Origin of the sequence: Alkalisalibacterium limincola, from assembly GCF_008017755.1 — a bacterium.
GTDB classification, from domain to species: Bacteria; Pseudomonadota; Gammaproteobacteria; order Xanthomonadales; family Xanthomonadaceae; genus Alkalisalibacterium; species Alkalisalibacterium limincola.
Genome location: NZ_VRTS01000001.1, coordinates 330422 through 348776 on the forward strand (window position 1 = coordinate 330422; position 18355 = coordinate 348776).

Consider the following 18355-nt stretch of genomic DNA (forward strand, 5'->3'; position numbering starts at 1 on the left):
GTCTCCCGTGGAAGCCCCCCCGACAGTGGCGCATGCGCCGTGGAAGGAGCGCGATGCCCGCGAGTGCAGCGTGCCGCGCAGCGTCAGATTGCGCCGGAAAGCGTGATGTGAATCACGCTTTCACACGAACCCCCTCATTCGCCGATCCCGAGCAGGTCGAGCCTGCGACGCAGGATGTCGAGTCCCAGCGCCCCACCACTCCCCGTCGAACTGCGCGCCTCGAGGCTCTTCACCGGGTCGCCCTCGGCCCACTGTGCCGGATCGGCGGCCTGCTTGTAGGCATCGCGGAACGGCATGCCCTTGGCCGCCAGTTCCACCGCCAGGTCGGTGGCGTACATCGACGGCTCCAGCGCTGCATCGATGCGCTCGCGGTTCCAGTCGAGGTTGCGCAGCAGGTCCGGCAGCAGCTCCAGCGCACCCATGCCACGACCAAAGCCATGCACCAGTGCGCCCTTGGAGAACTGCAGGTCGCGGTGGTAGCCCGAGGGCAGGGAGAGCAGCTGCTCGATCTCGGCGCGCGCGGCCGCGAGGCTGGCGTAGGTTGCGCGCATCAGTTCGATCACGTCGGGATTGCGCTTGTTGGGCATGATCGAACTGCCCGTGGTGTATTCCGCCGGCAGCGTCACGAATCCATACTCGCCACTGGTGAACAGCGACAGGTCCCAGGCCAGCCGGCGCAGGTCGAGCAGCGCCATGCCCAGCGCGTCGATCGCCCCCAGTTCGAACTTCCCGCGCGATAGCTGTGCATAGGTGGCCGCGACCTGCATGCGTCCGAAGCCCAACGCCCGGGTCGTGTGCTCACGATCCAGCGGCAGGTTCACCCCATAGCCGGCGGCGGAACCCAGCGGATTGGCGTCCACCCACGCCAGCGTATCGACGGCGCGTTGCGCGTTGTCGATGAATCCCTCCGCCCAGGCCGCCCACCACATTCCCGCAGAAGACACCACGGCCCGCTGCAGGTGCGTGTAGCCCGGCAGCGGCAGCATCGCCTCGGCCCCGGCGCGGGCCAGCGCCACCTCCGCGGTCTCCACGCACACGGCCTGGAGTCGCAGCAGCCGGTCCTTGAGCCAGAGTCGGGTGGCCACCAGCACCTGGTCGTTCCGGCTGCGGCCGGTATGGATCTTCTTCCCGGTGTCACCCAGCCGTTCGACGAGACGCTGCTCGATCGCCGAGTGCCCGTCCTCGTAGCGCGCATCCAGGACGAAGCGACCCTCGGTGAAGTCCCCGGCAAGCGCTTCGAGCTCGCGCAAGAGCGCCTCGAGCTCGTCGCCGTCGAGGATGCCGATGCGCTGCAGGCCTTCGGCGTGCGCGCGACTGGCCTGGATGTCGTGGAGGAAGAACTCGCGGTCGAGCAGGACGTCCTCGCCGGCGAGGAATTCCTGGATGCGGGCGTCGACCTTGACGCCGGGTTTTTGCCACAGGAGGTCGGACATGAGGGTTTCCGTATTCGTCGCGGGCGACGCCCGCTTCAGGGCATGCGGGGGTCGTGGGGGATGCCGGTCAGTTCGGGCAGGCCGAAGGCCCGGTTGAGGTTCTGCAGCGCCTGGGTCGCAGCGCCCTTGAGCAGGTTGTCCAACGTCGCGACCACGACCAGCCGCCGGCCATCCGCCGACAGGGTGAAGCCACCCACCTGCACCCCGTGGCGTCCGGCGATCCGTGACACCCACGGTGCCGGATCGACCACTTCGACCAGGGGTTCGTCATCGTAGCGCTGGTGGAAACGCGCCATCACCGCCTCCCGGTCGAAGTGTCGCGTCAGGTGCAGGTTGGCCGTGAGCGTGATGCCGCGGAAATGCGCTGCGACATGCGGCATGAACTCCACGGGGTGCGCCAGGTGCCGGCTCACCTCCCGCTCGTGCAGGTGGTCGACCAGTGCGTAGGGCATCAGGTTGTCGCGCAGCTTGTCCGGGTCGTTCTTGTCCGAGGGGCTGGTCCCGGCGCCCGACCAGCCCGACACGCCGAAGCACTGCACCGGCCCCTCGAGCACATCGCGCATCGGTGCGATCGCCAGCTGCATCGCCGTGGCGTAGCAGCCGGGATTGGAGATCAGGCGTTGGTCCCGGCTCGCCTCGCGGGTGAGTTCCGGCAGGCCGTAGTACCAAGCGTCGTCGAAGCGATGGTCGGCGGACAGGTCGACCAGAACGGCGCCGGGCGTCCTCGCCCGCACCGCCTCGACGAAGGCGGCCGCGCGGCCGTTGGGCAGGGCAAGCACGACGGCCTCGACCTCCTTGCGGGCCACGTCCATGGGCTCGAGCCGTTCGAACGCCAGGCCCCGTGGCGCACCCGCGATGCTGGCGTCCAGCGGTTGGCCCGCCAGTTCTCGCGAGGAGACGAAGGCGAGCTCGAAGTCGGGATGGGCCGCCAGCAACCTGACCAGCTCACCGCCCACGTAGCCCCGGGCACCGACGATGCCGATGCGGGTTCGCTCAGCCATGGAGGCTACCCTCCAGCGTCGCCGGGCGCTGGCGGCAGTGCTCGACCGCGGCGCGGATCATGTCCCACTCATCCAGGCCATACCAGAAGACCGTCCAGCGCTCGTCCTTCATCGCACCGTCCGCATTGGCGAAGTAGAACTCGTTGATCGGATTGCCGCGCCGGGAGCGCCAGAACAGCTTCGGGTTCTCCGCATGCATGACCTGCCAGATCGCCCGGCCGAGGCCCTCGCCCTGGGCATCCTCGCTGACCGCGAACTTGTCCATGTGCAGCATCCCGTCCTCGCGGGTGAGGATGATCGCGGCACGGTAGTTCTCGCTGCAGTAGACGCGCCAGGGCGTGGTCGAGTCGAAATAGTCGCGCGTGAGCGTGCGGCCGAAACTCGATTCGACCAGCGTCCGCAACCGCTCCAGGTCCAGCGTCTTCCAGGAGCGATGCCGGCGGATGCGCTCGCCGCGCCGCACCAGCGTGCCCGAGCCGCGATGGGTGAACAGCTCCTTGGCCAGCTCGTCGGGCCGGGTGATCGATACCGAGCTCGAGGGTGGCAGGTCCATCAGCAGGTCGTGGATCTGCTGGATCTTCACCTTCATGCCAGAGTGCAGCCAGGGCTGCTTCATCAGCTCGTCGTATTCGGTGCTGAGGTGGATCGAGTCGATGATCCGCCCGCGGTCGTCGAGCAGCCCACCGGTGCCGGTCAGGAAGATGATCTTGTAGGGCTGGAGTTGCTTGACCAGCTCGTTGGCCGCCCAGTCGGCGTTGATGTTGAGGATCTGGCCCGATGCGGTCTCGCCGAGGCTGGCGATGACCGGGATCGAGCGCGCCTTGATCGCCGCCTCGATGCCGGCGGTGTGGATGCCCACGACCTTTCCGACCAGGCCATACTTGCGCCGCCCCAGGTAGTCGGCCTCGAACACGCCGGACTGGATCGACGTGGCGCGCACTCCCTCGGACTGCAGCGCCTCGACCAGGCGCAGGTTCTGCTGCTGGAACACGCGCCGAACCACGGCCAGGCCCTGTGGCGAGGTCACCCGAAGGCCATCGATCGTCGTCTTGCCGATGCCGGCGGCCGCCATCTCCTCGTCCAGCTGCGGCCCTGCGCCATGCAGCACGATCGGTGTCAGGCCGACCTGCTGCAGGAAGGCCAGCGACGACACCAGTGCGCCGAGTTCGTCGCGCAGCACGGCGCCCCCGACCTTGACCACGGCGAAGCGCGTCGCGTCGAGTTGCGAGAAGCGCTTGAGGTACTGCTGGATCTCCTTGGCGCTGGCCATGTTGGACAGCAGCCGGACGATCGTCGGACGCGGATCGCTGATCGGACTCATCGCCGGGGCGCTCACTGCATGATCCGGGTGGCCGCCGCGGCGTAGGTGCCGAGCTGGTCCAGCGCCACCCACTCGTCGGCGGTATGGGCCTGGGCGATGTCGCCCGGACCGAACACCATCGCCGTCAGCCCGGCCGCCGAGAACAGCGAGGCCTCGGTCCAGAAGTCGACGGCGTTGCCGATCGGCAGGTCCAGTTCCTCGGCCAGGTCACGGGCGGCCAGGCGCTTGTCCTCGGCGCGCGCCACGTCACCGGCCGGCAACGGGGGTCCACGGAAGGTTTCCTCGTAGGACGCCAGGGCCTGCTCGTCGGCGAACTCCCGGAAGGCTTGGTGCAGCGCGTCGATGTCCTGCGAGGGCAGCGGCCGGAAGCCGAAGCGCAGGCTGGCCGCCGGAGCGATCACGTTGGCCTTGATGCCGCCCTCGACCCGCCCGATGTTGAAGCGCAGCCCGGTCAGGCCGCCAAAGCGCAGATGGCTGCAGGCACCGACGTGGTCGAGCGCCCGGCCACCCCAGCGGATCGCCTGGTGCAGCGCGCTGGCCTGCATCGCTTCGGCGCCGGAAGCATGCCCGGCCCGGCCCTTGAACTGCATCAGCACCGAGCTGATTCCGCGGTGGGCCAGCACGGCCTCGCAGCGGGTCGGCTCGGCCACCAGCGCCTCTCGGAAACCATGGTCGGTCTTGAGGAAGCCCTCGATGCAGCGCGCGTCGTTGGCCTCCTCGTCGGTGCTGAACAGGAAGGCCGCATCGCCGGACGTCTGCTCCGCTGCCGCCACCAGGCACGCGGCCGCGCCCTTGATGTCGCAGGCGCCGAGCCCGACGGCGCGGCCCTCGGCCACCCGCAGCTTCAGCGGATCCGCGCTCCAGTGCGGCGAATCCGGCACCGTGTCCAGGTGCACGTTGAACAGCCGCGTCGGGTTGCCACGGACCGCCAGAAGCGTCACCGCGCCATCACCGTAGTCGGTGACCTCGATGCGGAAACCGGGCAGCACCTCGCGGAAGTAGTCGAAGATGCCCCCGGTGCCGATCGCGCGCGGCGGATTGCGGGTGTCGAACGACACCAGCTTCTCGAGGTGGGTCAGTACGCGATCAAGCATCCCGGCCACCCTTCGTCCGGTTCACTTCGGCCCACAGTGTCGAGCTCATGCCGTACAGGCGGATGAAGCCCTCGGCCTCCTCCACGCCCCAGTCGGCCGACTGCGCGTAGGTCGCGCCCTTGGCGTTGAGGATGTGCGGGGATTGCACCGCGACCGCGTCGACGTGGCCACCGCGGGTCTCCAGCACTACCTCGCCATTGACGCAGGACTGGCTCGACACCAGGAAGGCTTCCAGGTCGGCCTTGAGCGGATCGTGGAAGAAGCCCTCGTAGACGATCTCGACCCACTTGCGCGCCACTTCCGGCTTGAAGCGGTTCTGGTGCTTGGACAGCACGGCCTCCTCGAGTGCGCGGTGGGCCGCCAGCAGGGCGACCAGCCCGGGCGCCTCGTACACGATGCGCCCCTTCAGGCCAATGGTGGTGTCGCCGGTGTACATCCCGCGGCCCACGCCGTAGGCGGCGAAGGCCTCGTTCAGGCGCGCCAGCAATACCGGGCCGGCCACGCGCTCGCCATCCAGGCTGACCGCCTCTCCCTTCTCGAACCCGATGCGTACCTGCAACGGGGCCTCGGGCCAGTCCTCGCGCGTGGCGCACCAGCCGCGTGCACCCTCGCCCGGCGCCTGCCAGCGATCCACCTCGCCACCGGACAAGGTCACCCCCAGCAGGTTCTCGTTGATCGTGTAGGCCTGCTGCCTGGCGCGCACGCCGAAGCCGCGCTCCTCCAGGTAAGCCTGCTCGTAGGCCCGGGTCTGGGTGTGCTGCTTCTGGATCTCGCGGATCGGCGCGACGATCGTGTAGTCCCCCAGCGCCTTGACCGCCAGGTCGAAGCGCACCTGGTCGTTGCCCATGCCGGTGCAGCCGTGGGCGATGTGCCTCGTGCCGAGTTCCCCGCAGCGCTCGAGCGCGGCCTCGACGATCAGGTAGCGGTCGGAGACCAGCAACGGATACTGGCCCTGGTAGGCCTCGCCGGCCATGACGAAGGGCTTGACGAAACCGTCCCAGATGGCCGGACCACCATCGACGGTGACGTGGCTGGCGACGCCCAGCTCGGCGGCTCGCTGTTCGATGAAGTCGCGCTCGGCCGCGTCGACGCCGCCGGTGTCGGCGAACACGGTATGCACCTCGTATCCCTGCTCCTGGAGGTAAGGCACGCAGAAACTCGTGTCGAGGCCGCCTGAGAACGCGAGGACGATGGGCTTGCTCATGGGTATGGGTCCAGTGTCGGGGGTTGGATGGGGGGAGACTGTTCGTGGATCAGCGGTCGGCGAGCGCCGCCATCACCGCCTTTTGCACGTGCAGGCGGTTCTCGGCTTCCTCGATCGCGATGCAGGCGGGGGAATCCATCACCGCATCGGTGGCCTTGACGTTGCGGCGCAGCGGGAGGCAGTGGCTGAACACACCGTTGTTGGTCAGCGCCATCTTGGCCTCGTCGACGATGAAGTGGCGGTACTGGTCGCGGATCGGCTTCTCCGCCTCCCAGTTGCCGAAGAACGGCAACGCGCCCCAGCTCTTCGCGTAGACCACGTCGGCACCGCTGTAGGCCGCGTCGATGTCGTGGCTGACCTGCAGCGAGCCGCCGGACTCGGCGACGTTGTCGCGCGCCCAGCCCATGTAGCGTTCGTCCAGCACATAGTCCGGCGTCGGGCACAGCAAGGTGACGTCCATGCCCAGTCGCGTGGCGATGGTCAGCGCCGAGTTGGCCACGGCGGTGTTGAGGGCCTTGGGGTGGTAGGTCCAGGTCAGCACGTACTTCCTGCCACGAAGGTCGTTGCCGAAGCGCTCGCGCAGCGCCAGCGCGTGGGCCAGCTCCTGGCAGGGATGGGTGATCGTTTCCAGGTTGATGACCGGCACCGTGGCGTATTGGGCAAAACCCCGAAGCACGCGGTCCTCGCGGTCCACCGACCAGTCGACGAACCTGGGGAAGGCACGCACGCCGATCATGTCCACGTAGCGGCTCAGCACGCGGGCCACCTCGGCGATGTGCTCTTCGGCGTCGCCATCCATGACATTGCCGAACTCGAACTCGATCGGCCATGCGTCCTTGCCCGGCTGGAGCACCACGGCATGCCCACCCAGTTGCCAGGCGCCGAGCTCGAAGCTGGTGCGGGTGCGCAGCGAGGCATTGAAGAACACCAGCGCGATGGCGCGTCCCTTGAGCTGGTCGCCGGCCGGGCTGGCCTTGAATTCGGCCGCACGCACCAGCAAGGCTTCAAGCTCGGCGCGGCTGAGGTCCTGGGTATTGAGGAAATGCTTCATGGTCTGGGGCCTTGGACGGGATGGACGGGCGATGCCTTGAACGAAAAAAGCCCAGCGCGGGGCTGGGCTTTTTCAGGAATTCGATGCGATCGAACTCGACCCAGTCAGGTGCGTGGTCGGATTCGGCGCGCGCGCGAGGTCATCCCCGACGCCATGCGGGCGGAGGTCAGGATGTCGGCGTCGGCGTAATGGATCGGCATGGGGCGCAAGTCTGGCATGGCTCGGGGCGCAGCGGCAAGCCGGCTCAGCGGGAGCTGCTGTCGAGTGCGGGAGAAACAGCGATGCGGATGCGCACCCGGTCGCCAGGGTCTTCCGGCACGCGCGAGATGAAGACGTCGCCCCGATAGCGGTACTCGACATCGTAACCGGCCAGTCGGTTGACTTCCCGGTCCTCCTCGACCAGGTGGCAGCCGCGCTGCACCAGCCTGTCGGCAGCATCGTCGGACGTGGCGCGGCTGAAGCGGTCGCGCGTCCGCGGGATCTGGCCCTCGTCGCAGCGCTCGACCTGTTCGGTCACCAGGACCCGTTCGTAGACAGGATCCGCGCGCAGGACCTGCGCGTAGGCGAAGATGACGTTCTCGCGGCTGGGGTTCTCGGCCCGCAGGCCGCCGGCGGCAACCAGCATCGCCAACCCAAGCATCCATGCTCCCTCGCGCATCAACGCGTCCCCGGACACGAGCCCGCCCGGCGCCACGCCGGGGGAACAGGCGAAAAGTGGGCGGTGCAGGCGGTCGGGGGAAGGGGCATGTCGGTCATTGCAGCATTACGGGGATGAACATGGGCTTTAATTTGCGTTAAGCGCCGGAGTCGAGTTGGTACACTGGACGTTCCCTCCGCCGCCGCGACGCCCATGGCCCTGCGACTTTTCAACAGCCTTTCGCGCCAGATCGAAGACTTCCAGCCGCAGGACCCCGAGCGCGTCACGATGTATGTGTGCGGCCCGACGGTCTACAACTACGTCCACATCGGGAACGCGCGCGGCCCGGTCGTGTTCGGGGTGCTCGCCGACCTGCTGCGCCGACACTGGCCACGGCTGGATTACGCGCGAAACATCACCGATGTCGACGACAAGATCAACCAAGCGGCGATCGACACGGGCCAACCGATCGGATCCATCACCGACCGCTTCACCCGCGCCTACCGCGAAGACATGGCCGCACTGGGTGTCGCCCCGCCCGACCTCGAGCCGGCGGCGACCGACCACATCGGCGAGATCATCACGATGATCGGGAACCTGGTACGAAGCGACCACGCCTACGCAGCCGAGGGCCACGTGCTGTTCTCGGTCGCCAGCTACGCGGGATACGGCGCGCTGTCGCGGCGCTCCACCGACGACATGCTGGCGGGCGCGCGCGTGGACGTGGCCCCGTACAAGCGCGATCCCGGTGACTTCGTGCTGTGGAAGCCGTCGACGCCGGAGCTGCCCGGCTGGGAAAGCCCCTGGGGACGGGGTCGCCCCGGCTGGCATATCGAATGCTCGGCGATGAGTGCCGCGCACCTGGGCGAGACGATCGACATCCATGCCGGTGGCGTGGACCTGCAGTTCCCGCACCACGAAAACGAGATCGCGCAGTCCACCTGCGCCCACGGTGGCAAGACGTTCGCCCGCTTCTGGCTGCACAACGGCATGCTCAACTTCGGCGGCGCGAAGATGTCCAAGTCGCTCGGCAACGTGAGCCGCGTCCACGACCTGATCGCCACGCATCCGCCCGAGGCCCTGCGCCTGGCGTTGATGTCGGCGCACTACCGGCAGCCGCTGGACTGGTCGGATGCGCTGATCGAGCAAAGCGTGCGCACACTGGATCGCCTCTACGGCACCTTGCGCGACCTCGCCGATGTCGATGCCGGCACCCCGCTCGAAGCGCCCATCCCGGAGGCCATCGAGGCCGCGCTGTGCGACGACCTGAATACGCCGAACGCACTGGCGGAACTCGCGCGCATCGCCGGCGAAGCCCGACGTGCGCAGGGCGGCGCGGCCCGCCATGCCGCCAAGCGCGAACTGCTGGGTGCCGGTCGGGCGCTGGGGCTGCTGCAGCAGCCGCCGGCAAACTGGTTCAACCGGGGCGGCTCGAGCGACGATGACGCCCGCATCCAGGCCCTGGTCGACGAACGCAATGCCGCGCGCAAGTCCCGCGAATTCGCCCGCGCCGATGCGCTGCGCGACCAGCTCGCCGCCGAAGGCATCAGCCTCGAGGACACGGCCGAGGGCGTCCGCTGGCGCCGCGGCTGATCCACACCACGGAGACCACGCATTGAACGCATTGCCCACCGAACCCAGCGCCGAAGCGGCCCAGGCTGCAATCGCCGAGGAGTTTGGCTTCTTCGGCGACTGGACCGAGCGCTACCAGTACCTGATCGACCTCGGCCGCAAGCTGCCGCCGTTCCCGGAGGAGCTCAAGACCGAGGACCATCGCCTTCTCGGATGCCAGTCCATGGTCTGGATCGTGCCCGGCGGCGACCGCTCGCGGATGACGTTCCAGGCGGTGAGCGATTCGGCCATCGTCTCCGGACTGATCTACCTGGCGCTGCGCGTCTACGGCGGCCGCCCGGCCGAGGAGATCCTGGCCACCGAGCCCGACTACATCGAGCGCATCGGACTCTCGCGGCACCTTTCCCCGACCCGCAGCAACGGCCTCGCCGCGCTGCTGGCATCGATCAAGGACAGCGCCCGCACGGCGCTGGATCCATGAACCCAGGAGTGACGATGAACCGTCCGGCGACCCTTCCCTTCCGAGTCCTCGTGGCCGCGTGGGCCTGCCTCGCGCTCGCTTTCCCCACCGCATCGGCATCCACCACCGACGGCGTGCCGAACCTGCCCGAGATCGAAGCCGCCGGCACGGATGGACAGCGCATGGTGCCGCTGATCCAGCGCTTCGCCGCCGACCTGGGCAGCCTCCAGCACGTACACGACATCCAGCACGGCCGCGCGCGGCACGATGCGCTCCAGGCGCTCCATGCCGGTTGGCGAACCCGTCTGGCGGAGATTCCCGCCGACACGCTGGACCTGGAAGACCGCGTCGACCACCTGCTCTTCTCGCGCGAACTCGATGATCGCGAGCGGCGACTGGCCTTCGCCCGGCAGCGCTACGAGGAAGCGGCTGTGCTGCTGCCGGGTATCGATGAACTGCTCGACCTGCTCGAGCAACGTCGCGCCCTCGTGTATCCCGACGGTCGCCGCAGCGCCGACCTCCTCGACCGGGTCGCCGGCACGATGAAGGCGCGCCGCGATGCGATCGAGGAAGACCCGTCCCGGGCCAGCGACGTACGCCCCGTGGTGGCCTTTCGCGCCGCCGCGATCCTGGACGCGACGCGCAATGCGCTGGCGCAGTGGCAGGAATTCCATGATGGCTATGACCCGCAGCTGACCTGGTGGACCCGCGGCCCGCACGAGGCCCTCGACGCGGTCATGCAGGACTACGCCAGGACGCTGCGCGGCAAGCTGGCCGGTGCCGATGACCCGGAGACGATCATCGGCGACCCGATCGGGCGGCAGGCGCTGATCGACGACCTCGACTACGAGATGATCCCCTACACCCCCGAGGAGCTGGTGCGCATCGCCGAGCGCGAGCTGGAGTGGATCCGGGCCGAAATGCGGCAGGCCGCCAGCGAACTGGGCTACGCCGACTGGCGCGATGCGCTGGAATACGTCAAGACCCGCCACCCGGCCCCTGGCGAGCAGCCGCGGCTGGTCAAGGAGCTGGCCGACGAGGCGGTGGCGTTCCTGCGCGAGCGCGACCTGGTCACGATCCCCGACCTGTCCACGCGCGACTGGCGCATGAACATGCTCAGCCCGGAGCGGCAGCTGCAGGCCCCGTTCTTCCTCGGAGGCGTCGACGTGTGGGTGGCCTACCCGACCGCCGACATGCCGCACGAGAAGCGCGTGAACAGCCTGCGCGGCAACAACCGCCACTTCTCGCGCGCCGTGGTGCATCACGAGTTGATCCCGGGCCACCACCTGCAACACTTCATGAACCAGCGCTACCAGGCCCACCGCAACCTGTTCCGCACGCCGTTCTGGACCGAGGGCTGGGCGCTGTACTGGGAGTTCAGGCTCTACGAGCTCGGTTTCGCCGCCACGCCCGAGGACCGGATCGGGATGCTGTTCTGGCGCGCCCACCGTGCGGCACGCATCCAGTTCTCGCTGGGCTTCCACCTCGGAACGATGACACCACAGCAGGCGATCGAGCTGCTGGTCGACAACGGGCACGAGCGCGAGAACGCGGCGGCCGAGGTGCGTCGCAGCTTTGCCGGCGACTGGCCGGCGATCTACCAGGCCGCCTACATGCTCGGCGGACTGCAGTTCCAGGCCCTGCACCGGGACTTCGTCGAGTCGGGCCGCATGAGCGAGCGCGACTTCCACGATTTCATCCTGCAAGGGGGCGTGATGCCGGTGGAGATGGTGCGTGCCAGGTTGCAGCAGCAGGCGCCGGGCAGCGATTTCCGGACCAGCTGGCGGTTCTACGACCTGGGGCGCTGAAGCCGTCCCGGACGCTTCCCGCGGGCGCGTCCGGTGCCCTGGAGAAGAAAAAGCCCCGCACTGGCGGGGCTTTTTCGCAAGCGGACCGGAGTACCGGGCGGGCCTACTCGCCCATCTGCTTCTGCAGGTGCTCCCAGCGCTCCTGCGCATCGATCGTGCGCTCGGCGGTCAGGCGCGCCTCGAGGCGGTCCAGGCCGATCTCCTCTCCGGTGTCGACGCAGTAGCCGTACTCGCCACTGTCGACGCGCTTGAGCGTCGAGTCGATCTTGTTGATCAGCTTGCGGTAGCGGTCGCGCGTGCGCAGTTCCAGCGAATTCTCGGTCTCACGGGTGGCGCGCTCGGCTTCGTCGCCGACGTCACGCACCTCCTCCTTGAGGTTCTCGATGGTCTGCTTGGACTCCTCGACCAGGTCGTCGCGCCACTTCAGCAGGCGCTGGCGGAAATACTCGAGCTGGGCGGGGCTCATGTACTCCTCGTCGCGGGACGGCTTGTAGCCCGGCGGCAGGTCGACACGTTGCCCGGTCGGCTGCGGCTTGGGCGGCACCTCGCGCGGTACCGCCGGCTTGGCCCGTGCGACATTCCCGGTGCGGGCCGTGGCCACCTTCGCCGTAGCCACGGCCTTGGCGGCCGCGGGCTTGTCGGTCGAGGACGTGGTCGCGCCGCTCGCCGGCTTCCGGGCCGGCGCAGCCTGCTTCGTCGCCGCCGACTTCCTGGCGGGAGCAGCCTGCTTGCTTGCCGCGGCCTTCTTCGCCGGGGCGGCCTTCTTGGCAGGAGCAGCCTTCTTTGCCGGGGCAGCGGACTTCTTCGCCGGGGCGGACTTGGCCTTCGCCGGCGATGCCTTGTTTTTCGCCGATGCCTTGGCATCGGGCTTGATCATCTTCACCAACTTGTCTGCAACCTTTTTAATCGCGCTCGTCGCGGGGGATTTTGCTGCCTTTCCGGTGGCGCTCTTCCGGGCCGGCGTCTTGCCGGTCGCGGACTTGGAAACCTTCCTGGCCGGGGCCGACTTCGTCGCGCCCTTTCGTGCCTGGGCCTTCTTGGCAGGTGCCTTCTTCGCCGGCGCCTTCTTGGCCGGGGACTTCTTGGCTGGCGCCTTCTTCACAGGTGCCTTCTTCGCCACGGACTTGCCGGCTGCGGACTTCCTGGCCGGGGCCTTCTTCGCCGCAGCCTTGCTGGCGGGCGACTTGGACTTCGCGGCCCCCTTCTTCGCTGCCGGCCTGGCGGCGGGCTTGGACGGCTTCCTCGCGGAAGCGGCGGTCTTCTTGACGGTCTTCTTCGCAGCCACGATGACTCCACCTTTCTAGATTGAGGCGCTGTGGCCGGGTGTTATAGCCTACGTGGGTAGCAGCGGCAACCGCGACGGGCACTTCCGACCGCTGGTTTCGTGCCCTGCCCGGCCCCGGCAGTCCCTTGTTGAAACACATACTCATCCTGCTGCTGCGCGGATACAAGCTTTTGATCAGCCCACTGCTTGGCCAGCGCTGCAGGTTCTACCCCAGCTGCTCGACCTACGCGATGCAGGCCATCGAGCGGTTCGGGGCCTTGCGGGGCGGTTGGCTGGCCATGAGACGGGTAGCCCGGTGCCACCCGCTCAACCCCGGCGGGGTCGACCCGGTGCCGGAACACCGGTGCGAGCGCAAGCCGCGCCAATGAACCAGGGAGCGCCACCATGGCTCGAATGAAGGCATTGCTGGGCGCGGCGGTGCTCGTGTCCACGCTGGGCCTCGCGGGGCCAGCAGGGGCCGATGCAGCGCGGGCCGAGCGCCTCCTTACCGGGATCGACCTGCCCGACAACGCCCTCCAGGGCGGTCTCGTTGTCGGCCGGCGCCCGCCGGCAGCCAGGTCGTGGTCGACTCGCGCACCCTGCGCCAGGCCCCCGATGGACGCTTCGCCTTCGGCGTCGGCCGTGACGACGAGGGCCGGGTGCAGGTGGAGATAACCACCCCCGGCGGTCGCACGCACGTCCACGCGATAGGCGTCCAGTCGCGGGACTTCCGCATCGAGCGCGTGGAGGGCGTACCGCAGTCGACGGTGACGCCGGACCCGGCCATCGCCGCGCGGATCGCCCGTGAGCAGGCCAGCGTGAACCGTGCGCGCGAGCGGGACGACGACCGGGCCGACTGGGCGGCCGGCTTCATCTGGCCGGTCACCGGGCGTATCAGCGGCGTGTTCGGCAGCCAGCGCATCTACAACGGAACGCCGCGCGCATTCCACTCCGGCCTCGACGTGGCGGTGCCCACCGGGACCCCGCTCAGGGCGCCTGCCGCGGGCGTGGTGACCTTCGTCGGCAGCGACCTTTTCCTGACCGGAGGCACGGTGCTCATCGACCACGGGCATGGCCTGAGTTCGAACTTCCTCCACCTGAGTCGGATCGACGTGGCCGAGGGCGAGCGGGTCGAGCAGGGTCAGGTGTTCGGCGCGGTGGGAGCCACCGGAAGGGCGACCGGTCCGCACATGCATTGGGGCATGAACTGGTTCGGCGTGCGCATCGACCCGCAGCTGCTGGTTGGACCGCAGCCCGGCCCCTAGTCCTGCCCGCCGACCTGCCCTGCGGGCGAGGATTCAGCCTGCGCGGGCCAGGCGCCAGCTACGCCATACGGTGAGTGGCCCGGGCTGCCACGGCCGGCCGGGATGACGCTGCAGGTACGCGAGCTGCTCGCGATCGAGTCCCGCCCGCAGTCGTCGGAAAACCACCATGCCAGGCCCCGGCTCGGGTGCATGCCCGCGCAATGCGAGCGACCAGTCCCGCACCACCGGTTCGCCCCGCTCCTCCCCCAGGGCCGAGGGCGTCAGCCCGTGGCGGGCGAACAGGTTCATCGGGACGCGGGCCGCATCGTCGTCCGCACGGCCGTGGACCAGACGCTGTGCCAGGAGGTGCACCGCCACCGAAGCCACGGCGGCAGGCTCGGGTCGGGCACCGAACCACAGGGCTTCGAGCCGGGCAAGTGCATCGGCGAACGGCGCGATCTGCTCGAACGCCTCCGCGGGATCCGCCGCGCGTTCCCCTTCGCCCGCCACGCGCGCCAGGGCGGTGGCAAGCTCCACCCACGGCAGGCCGGCGGGCAGGTCCCGGCCCAGCGGATGCCGCGCCTCCCCCTTGCCGAAGCGCAGCAACTCCTCGGCCCACCAGCCCGCCTTGGCCTGGGTGACCCGGGCATCGCTGTGTTCGAACGCTGTTTCGCGCAGCTCCGAAAGCAGCGCCCCCCAGGCCACCGCCGATTCACGCTGAGGCGCCGGGACGAATCGCAGCACCAGGCCCATCTCGGGTTCCCGGTGGAGCCATTTGCGACGCAGGTCCGTGTCGGGCGCCATCACACGCCTGCCGGACTGTCCTGTGCGCAAAGCATGCCGGCGCCCAGCAGGTCGCGAGGCGCGCGCGCGATGCGGTCCGGGTTCCAGTCTTCAGGCGATTCGTGCAGCTCGCGGTAGCCCCAGGCGACGGCAACGGACACGATTCCGGCTGCCGTGCCGCCACGATGTCGCGTTCGTCGTCACCGACGTAGACGCAATTGGGCGGTGCCACGCCAAGCTGCTTGCAGGCATGCAGCAATGTGCCGGGGTCGGGCTTCTTCACCGGCAGCGTATCGCCACCGACCAGTACCGCCGAGCGGGTGTCCCAGCCCATCGCCGACACCACCCGGCGCGCCAGCGCCTCGGGCTTGTTGGTGACGATTCCCCACTGCGCTCCGGAGGCTTCGATTGCCTCGAGCACCTGGGCGATCCCGTTGTAGGCGCCGGGGTTGTCCTCCACGGTCACGGCATAGTGTTCCAGGAACGGGAGCACCCGCTGTTCGCGGGCGTCCTCGTCGAGATCGGGATAGCTCAGCGCCAGCATCGCCCGGGCCCCCTTGGACACCACGCGCCGGAATTGCTCCAGCGGCGGTGGCGCGCGACCCTCGCTGCGCATCAGGTTGACCATGGCGGCGTGCAGGTCGAAGGCACTGTCGACGAGTGTGCCGTCGAGGTCGAAAAGTACCGCGTGGCCCGGCCGCATCAGGCCTTCCCGGGCCGGCGGGCGCACACCAGGTAGTTCACCGAGGTGGCGTCCTTGATCCAGGCCCTGCGGCGCAGCGGGTCGTAGGCCAGGCCACTGACGTCCTCGATCTCCAGCCCGGCCGAGCGCAACCACGCCGCCAGCTCCGACGGCCGGATGAACTGGCGGTAGTCGTGGGTGCCGCGCGGCAGCAGCCGGGCCACGTATTCGGCACCGACGATCGCCAGCGCGAAGGCGGCGGGGGTGCGGTTGATCGTCGAGGCGAACAGCCGGCCACCCGGCTTGAGCAGGCGGGCGCAGGCCGCGATCACCGACCCGGGGTCGGGAACGTGCTCGAGCATCTCCATGCAGGTGACGGCGTCGAAGGTACCCGGCTCGCGCTCCGCCAGCGCCTCGACCGAGCTCAGCCGGTAATCGACCTGGAGCCCGGATTCGTAGAGATGGAGCTTCGCAGCCTCGATGAGTTCAGGTGCCAGGTCCAGGGCGGTCACGCGCGCGCCGGCCGCGGCCATCGCCTCGGACAGCAGGCCCGCACCACAGCCGACGTCGAGCACCGTGGAACCGGCGAGCGTGACGCGATCGGCGACATAGCCCAGCCGGACCGGGTTGAGGTCGTGGAGCGGTCGCTGCGGGCCTTCAGGGTCCCACCAGCGCTGGGCCAGGCGACCGAACTTCTCGAGTTCGGCCGGATTGACGTTGTCGGTTTCGCTGCTCATCGGGTTCTCCGTACCCGCCTCCGGAAGGAGCCGGGCTGGGGTCAGCGCGGGGGGCGGATCGCGGCGATGCGCTGCTGCCATTCGCGCGCCTTCGCCTTGAGTGCGTCGGTATCGATGTCCACCAGCCGTCCGGCATCGAGCTTGCGCTGGCCGTCCACCCAGACGTCGCAGACCTGGTGGCGGCCGGTCGCATACACCAGCTGCGCCACCACGTCGTACATCGGCACGGTCTCGATCGCATCCATGTCGACCAGGGTCAGGTCGGCGCGCTTGCCGGCCTGGATCGAACCGGTCACCTCGCCCAGGCCCATCGCCCGTGCGCCGCCCAGGGTCGCCATGCGCAGCACGCGGCCCGCATCCATCGCGGCGGCCTCGCCGGCCACCCCCTTCGCCAACAGGGCGGTGGTGCGCATCTCGCCGAACATGTCCAGGTCGTTGTTGCTGGCGCACCCATCGGTACCGAGCGCCAGGTTGATGCCGGCCTGGCTCAGCTTCTCGGTCGGGCAGAACCCCGAGGCCAGCTTCAGGTTGGATTCCGGGCAATGCACCACCGACACGCCGCGCTCGGCGCACAGCCGGATCTCGGCATCGTTGAGCTGGGTCATGTGCACCGCGATGAGCTGGCTGTTGACCAGGCCAAGACGGTCGAGCCGCGCGATCTGGCGCATGCCGTGCTGCTTGAGTGCGTCATCGACTTCCTGCGCGGTCTCGTGCACATGGCAGTGCACCGGGATGTCGAGCTGGTCGGCCAGCATGCGGATGCGCCCGAAGCTCTCGTCGGACACGGTGTAGGGCGCGTGCGGCGCGAACGCCGTGGTGACCAGGCGCTCGCCGCGGAAACGGTCATGCACCTCCAGCGCCTTGTCGAAATACTCGTCCTGGCTCTTCGCCCAGGCCGTCGGGAACTCGATGAGCGGCAGGCCGACCACGGCCCGGAACCCCATGCGCGCGTACGTGGCGCCCTGCGCGTCGGGGAAGAAGTAGTTCTCGTTGGCGCAGGTCGTGCCGCCACGGAGCATCTCGGCGATGGACAGCTCGACGCCGTCGGCCACGAACTCCGGTCCGATCACCTTGCCCTCGACCGGCCAGATGTGGTCGTGGAGCCAGGTCATCAACGGCAGGTCGTCGGCCACCCCGCGCATCAGCGTCATCGGGTTGTGGCAGTGGGCATTGACCAGGCCGGGGATCAGCACCCCGCCGGGCCGGCTCACCACCTCGGCGGCGGTGAATCGGGCCCGCGCCTGGGCACGCGGCAGCACGGCCAGGATCTCCCCGCCCGTCACCGCCACCGCATGGTCTTCCAGCACCACGCCAGCGGGTTCCACCGGGACCACCCAGCCGGCCTCGATCAGCAGGTCGCAGGGCTTGGCGTCGTTGCGTTCGTTCATGGATGTCCCGGTGGACGGCCGAGGCCGGGTCATTTCACGCGGCTGACGTACTCGCCGCTGCGGGTGTCGACCTTGATGATCTCGTCCTGGTTGACGAACAGCGGCACGCGCACCACCGCGCCGGTCTCGAGCGTGGCCGGCTTGCCGCCGCCGCCCGAGGTGTCGCCACGAACGCCGGGATCGGTCTCGACGATCTTGAGCTCGACGAAGTTCGGCGGGGTCACCATGATCGGGGTACCGTTCCACAGGGTGACGGTGCAGTCCTCCTCGCCCTTGAGGAACTTCGCCGCATCGCCCACGCCGGCGGCGTCGGCCTGGACCTGCTCGAAGGTCTCGCTCTGCATGAAGTGCCAGTACTCGCCGTCGGAGTAGAGGAACTGCATGTCGGTGTCGATCACGTCGCGACCTCGAGGTTGTCGGTCGCCTTCATGGTGATTTCCTGCACCGGCCGGACTTGATGTTGCGGTACTTCACCCGGGTGAAGGCCTGGCCCTTGCCCGGCTTGACGTACTCGGTGTCGGTGATGATGCAGGGGTCGCCGTTGACGAGGATCTTGCCCCCGTTCTTGACGTCGTTCATGCCGTAGCTGGCCATCGTCGGATGCTCCTGGATGCGTTTCTCGCCCGCCCGGAGCGCATCCGGGGCGGCTACAATGTGGGGTTTCCCATTCCGGCCA

At 68.8% G+C, this 18355-nt stretch carries 16 protein-coding genes and 2 pseudogenes; 5 read left to right on the forward strand and 13 right to left on the reverse strand.

Features of this window, described 5'->3' with window-relative positions:
* Window positions 1–134 precede the first annotated feature (134 nt).
* From argH to FU658_RS01545, 7 genes are all read right to left on the reverse strand, one after another.
* On the reverse strand, window positions 135–1433 hold the full coding sequence (gene argH / locus FU658_RS01515; RefSeq protein ID WP_147890481.1) for an argininosuccinate lyase: 1299 nt from the start codon (window positions 1431–1433) through the stop codon (window positions 135–137).
* Between the two features lie 35 nt (window positions 1434–1468).
* On the reverse strand, window positions 1469–2434 hold the full coding sequence (argC, locus tag FU658_RS01520; RefSeq protein ID WP_147890482.1) for an N-acetyl-gamma-glutamyl-phosphate reductase: 966 nt from the start codon (window positions 2432–2434) through the stop codon (window positions 1469–1471).
* Window positions 2427–3755: an acetylglutamate kinase gene (locus FU658_RS01525; protein ID WP_147890483.1), complete on the reverse strand. Its 1329-nt coding sequence runs from the start codon at window positions 3753–3755 to the stop codon at window positions 2427–2429. The genes argC and FU658_RS01525 overlap by 8 nt, the downstream gene beginning before the upstream one ends.
* 11 nt (window positions 3756–3766) lie before the next feature.
* Complete coding sequence (locus FU658_RS01530) at window positions 3767–4858, reverse strand: acetylornithine deacetylase (protein ID WP_425477561.1); 1092 nt, start codon at window positions 4856–4858, stop codon at window positions 3767–3769.
* Complete coding sequence (locus FU658_RS01535) at window positions 4842–6053, reverse strand: argininosuccinate synthase (RefSeq protein WP_147890485.1); 1212 nt, start codon at window positions 6051–6053, stop codon at window positions 4842–4844. Before FU658_RS01535 ends, FU658_RS01530 begins: the two co-directional genes overlap by 17 nt.
* A gap of 49 nt (window positions 6054–6102) precedes the next feature.
* Window positions 6103–7104 (reverse strand): N-acetylornithine carbamoyltransferase, encoded by a 1002-nt coding sequence (locus FU658_RS01540; protein WP_147890486.1) that lies wholly within the window; start codon window positions 7102–7104, stop codon window positions 6103–6105.
* A gap of 244 nt (window positions 7105–7348) precedes the next feature.
* Window positions 7349–7762: a hypothetical protein gene (locus FU658_RS01545; protein ID WP_147890487.1), complete on the reverse strand. Its 414-nt coding sequence runs from the start codon at window positions 7760–7762 to the stop codon at window positions 7349–7351.
* Between the two features lie 192 nt (window positions 7763–7954).
* Here FU658_RS01545 and cysS point away from each other — a divergent pair, with 192 nt between their 5' ends.
* From cysS to FU658_RS01560, 3 genes are read left to right on the forward strand one after another with little or no spacing between them, the layout of a single operon-like run.
* The gene (gene cysS / locus FU658_RS01550; protein ID WP_147890488.1) at window positions 7955–9334 is read left to right on the forward strand and encodes a cysteine--tRNA ligase; all 1380 of its coding nucleotides are present in this window, start codon (window positions 7955–7957) and stop codon (window positions 9332–9334) included.
* A 22-nt stretch (window positions 9335–9356) separates the two neighbouring features.
* Window positions 9357–9794 carry a SufE family protein gene (locus FU658_RS01555; protein ID WP_255505342.1) on the forward strand — a complete coding sequence of 146 codons (438 nt, stop codon included), beginning with the start codon at window positions 9357–9359 and terminating at the stop codon, window positions 9792–9794.
* A 14-nt stretch (window positions 9795–9808) separates the two neighbouring features.
* Window positions 9809–11581: a DUF885 family protein gene (locus FU658_RS01560; protein ID WP_187265856.1), complete on the forward strand. Its 1773-nt coding sequence runs from the start codon at window positions 9809–9811 to the stop codon at window positions 11579–11581.
* Between the two features lie 103 nt (window positions 11582–11684).
* Here FU658_RS01560 and dksA read toward each other — a convergent pair whose 3' ends face one another.
* Entirely contained in the window at window positions 11685–12866 is a 1182-nt protein-coding gene (gene dksA, locus FU658_RS01565) for an RNA polymerase-binding protein DksA (protein WP_147890491.1), read from the reverse strand.
* Window positions 12867–12994: 128 nt separating this feature from the next.
* Between dksA and yidD the strand changes: the two genes are divergently transcribed.
* Window positions 12995–13234 (forward strand): membrane protein insertion efficiency factor YidD, encoded by a 240-nt coding sequence (yidD, locus tag FU658_RS01570; protein ID WP_147890492.1) that lies wholly within the window; start codon window positions 12995–12997, stop codon window positions 13232–13234.
* 25 nt (window positions 13235–13259) lie between these two features.
* Window positions 13260–14110 (forward strand): annotated as a pseudogene (locus FU658_RS01575) (M23 family metallopeptidase).
* Window positions 14111–14143: 33 nt separating this feature from the next.
* Here FU658_RS01575 and FU658_RS01580 read toward each other — a convergent pair.
* From FU658_RS01580 to efp, 5 genes and pseudogenes are all read right to left on the reverse strand, one after another.
* Entirely contained in the window at window positions 14144–14842 is a 699-nt protein-coding gene (locus FU658_RS01580) for an isoprenoid biosynthesis enzyme family protein (protein ID WP_147890493.1), read from the reverse strand.
* Window positions 14802–15575: an HAD-IA family hydrolase gene (locus FU658_RS01585; protein WP_147890494.1), complete on the reverse strand. Its 774-nt coding sequence runs from the start codon at window positions 15573–15575 to the stop codon at window positions 14802–14804. Before FU658_RS01585 ends, FU658_RS01580 begins: the two co-directional genes overlap by 41 nt.
* Window positions 15575–16291, reverse strand: a complete 717-nt coding sequence (gene ubiG, locus FU658_RS01590; RefSeq protein WP_147890495.1) for a bifunctional 2-polyprenyl-6-hydroxyphenol methylase/3-demethylubiquinol 3-O-methyltransferase UbiG — start codon at window positions 16289–16291, stop codon at window positions 15575–15577. Before ubiG ends, FU658_RS01585 begins: the two co-directional genes overlap by 1 nt.
* Before the next feature lie 41 nt (window positions 16292–16332).
* Entirely contained in the window at window positions 16333–17679 is a 1347-nt protein-coding gene (locus FU658_RS01595) for a TRZ/ATZ family hydrolase (protein WP_147890496.1), read from the reverse strand.
* 29 nt (window positions 17680–17708) lie between these two features.
* Window positions 17709–18273 (reverse strand): annotated as a pseudogene (gene efp, locus FU658_RS01600) (elongation factor P).
* Between the last annotated feature and the right edge of the window lie 82 nt (window positions 18274–18355).

Bases quoted from the DNA above. Each gene is read 5' to 3' on its own strand.
- argH (WP_147890481.1), bottom strand. From the start codon at position 1,433: ATGTCCGACCTCCTGTGGCAAAAACCCGGCGTCAAGGTCGACGCCCGC.
- argC (WP_147890482.1), bottom strand. From the start codon at position 2,434: ATGGCTGAGCGAACCCGCATCGGCATCGTCGGTGCCCGGGGCTACGTG.
- FU658_RS01525 (WP_147890483.1), bottom strand. From the start codon at position 3,755: ATGAGTCCGATCAGCGATCCGCGTCCGACGATCGTCCGGCTGCTGTCC.
- FU658_RS01535 (WP_147890485.1), bottom strand. From the start codon at position 6,053: ATGAGCAAGCCCATCGTCCTCGCGTTCTCAGGCGGCCTCGACACGAGT.
- FU658_RS01540 (WP_147890486.1), bottom strand. From the start codon at position 7,104: ATGAAGCATTTCCTCAATACCCAGGACCTCAGCCGCGCCGAGCTTGAA.
- FU658_RS01545 (WP_147890487.1), bottom strand. From the start codon at position 7,762: ATGCGCGAGGGAGCATGGATGCTTGGGTTGGCGATGCTGGTTGCCGCC.
- cysS (WP_147890488.1), top strand. From the start codon at position 7,955: ATGGCCCTGCGACTTTTCAACAGCCTTTCGCGCCAGATCGAAGACTTC.
- FU658_RS01560 (WP_187265856.1), top strand. From the start codon at position 9,809: ATGAACCGTCCGGCGACCCTTCCCTTCCGAGTCCTCGTGGCCGCGTGG.
- FU658_RS01580 (WP_147890493.1), bottom strand. From the start codon at position 14,842: ATGGGCCTGGTGCTGCGATTCGTCCCGGCGCCTCAGCGTGAATCGGCG.
- FU658_RS01585 (WP_147890494.1), bottom strand. From the start codon at position 15,575: ATGCGGCCGGGCCACGCGGTACTTTTCGACCTCGACGGCACACTCGTC.
- ubiG (WP_147890495.1), bottom strand. From the start codon at position 16,291: ATGAGCAGCGAAACCGACAACGTCAATCCGGCCGAACTCGAGAAGTTC.
- FU658_RS01595 (WP_147890496.1), bottom strand. From the start codon at position 17,679: ATGAACGAACGCAACGACGCCAAGCCCTGCGACCTGCTGATCGAGGCC.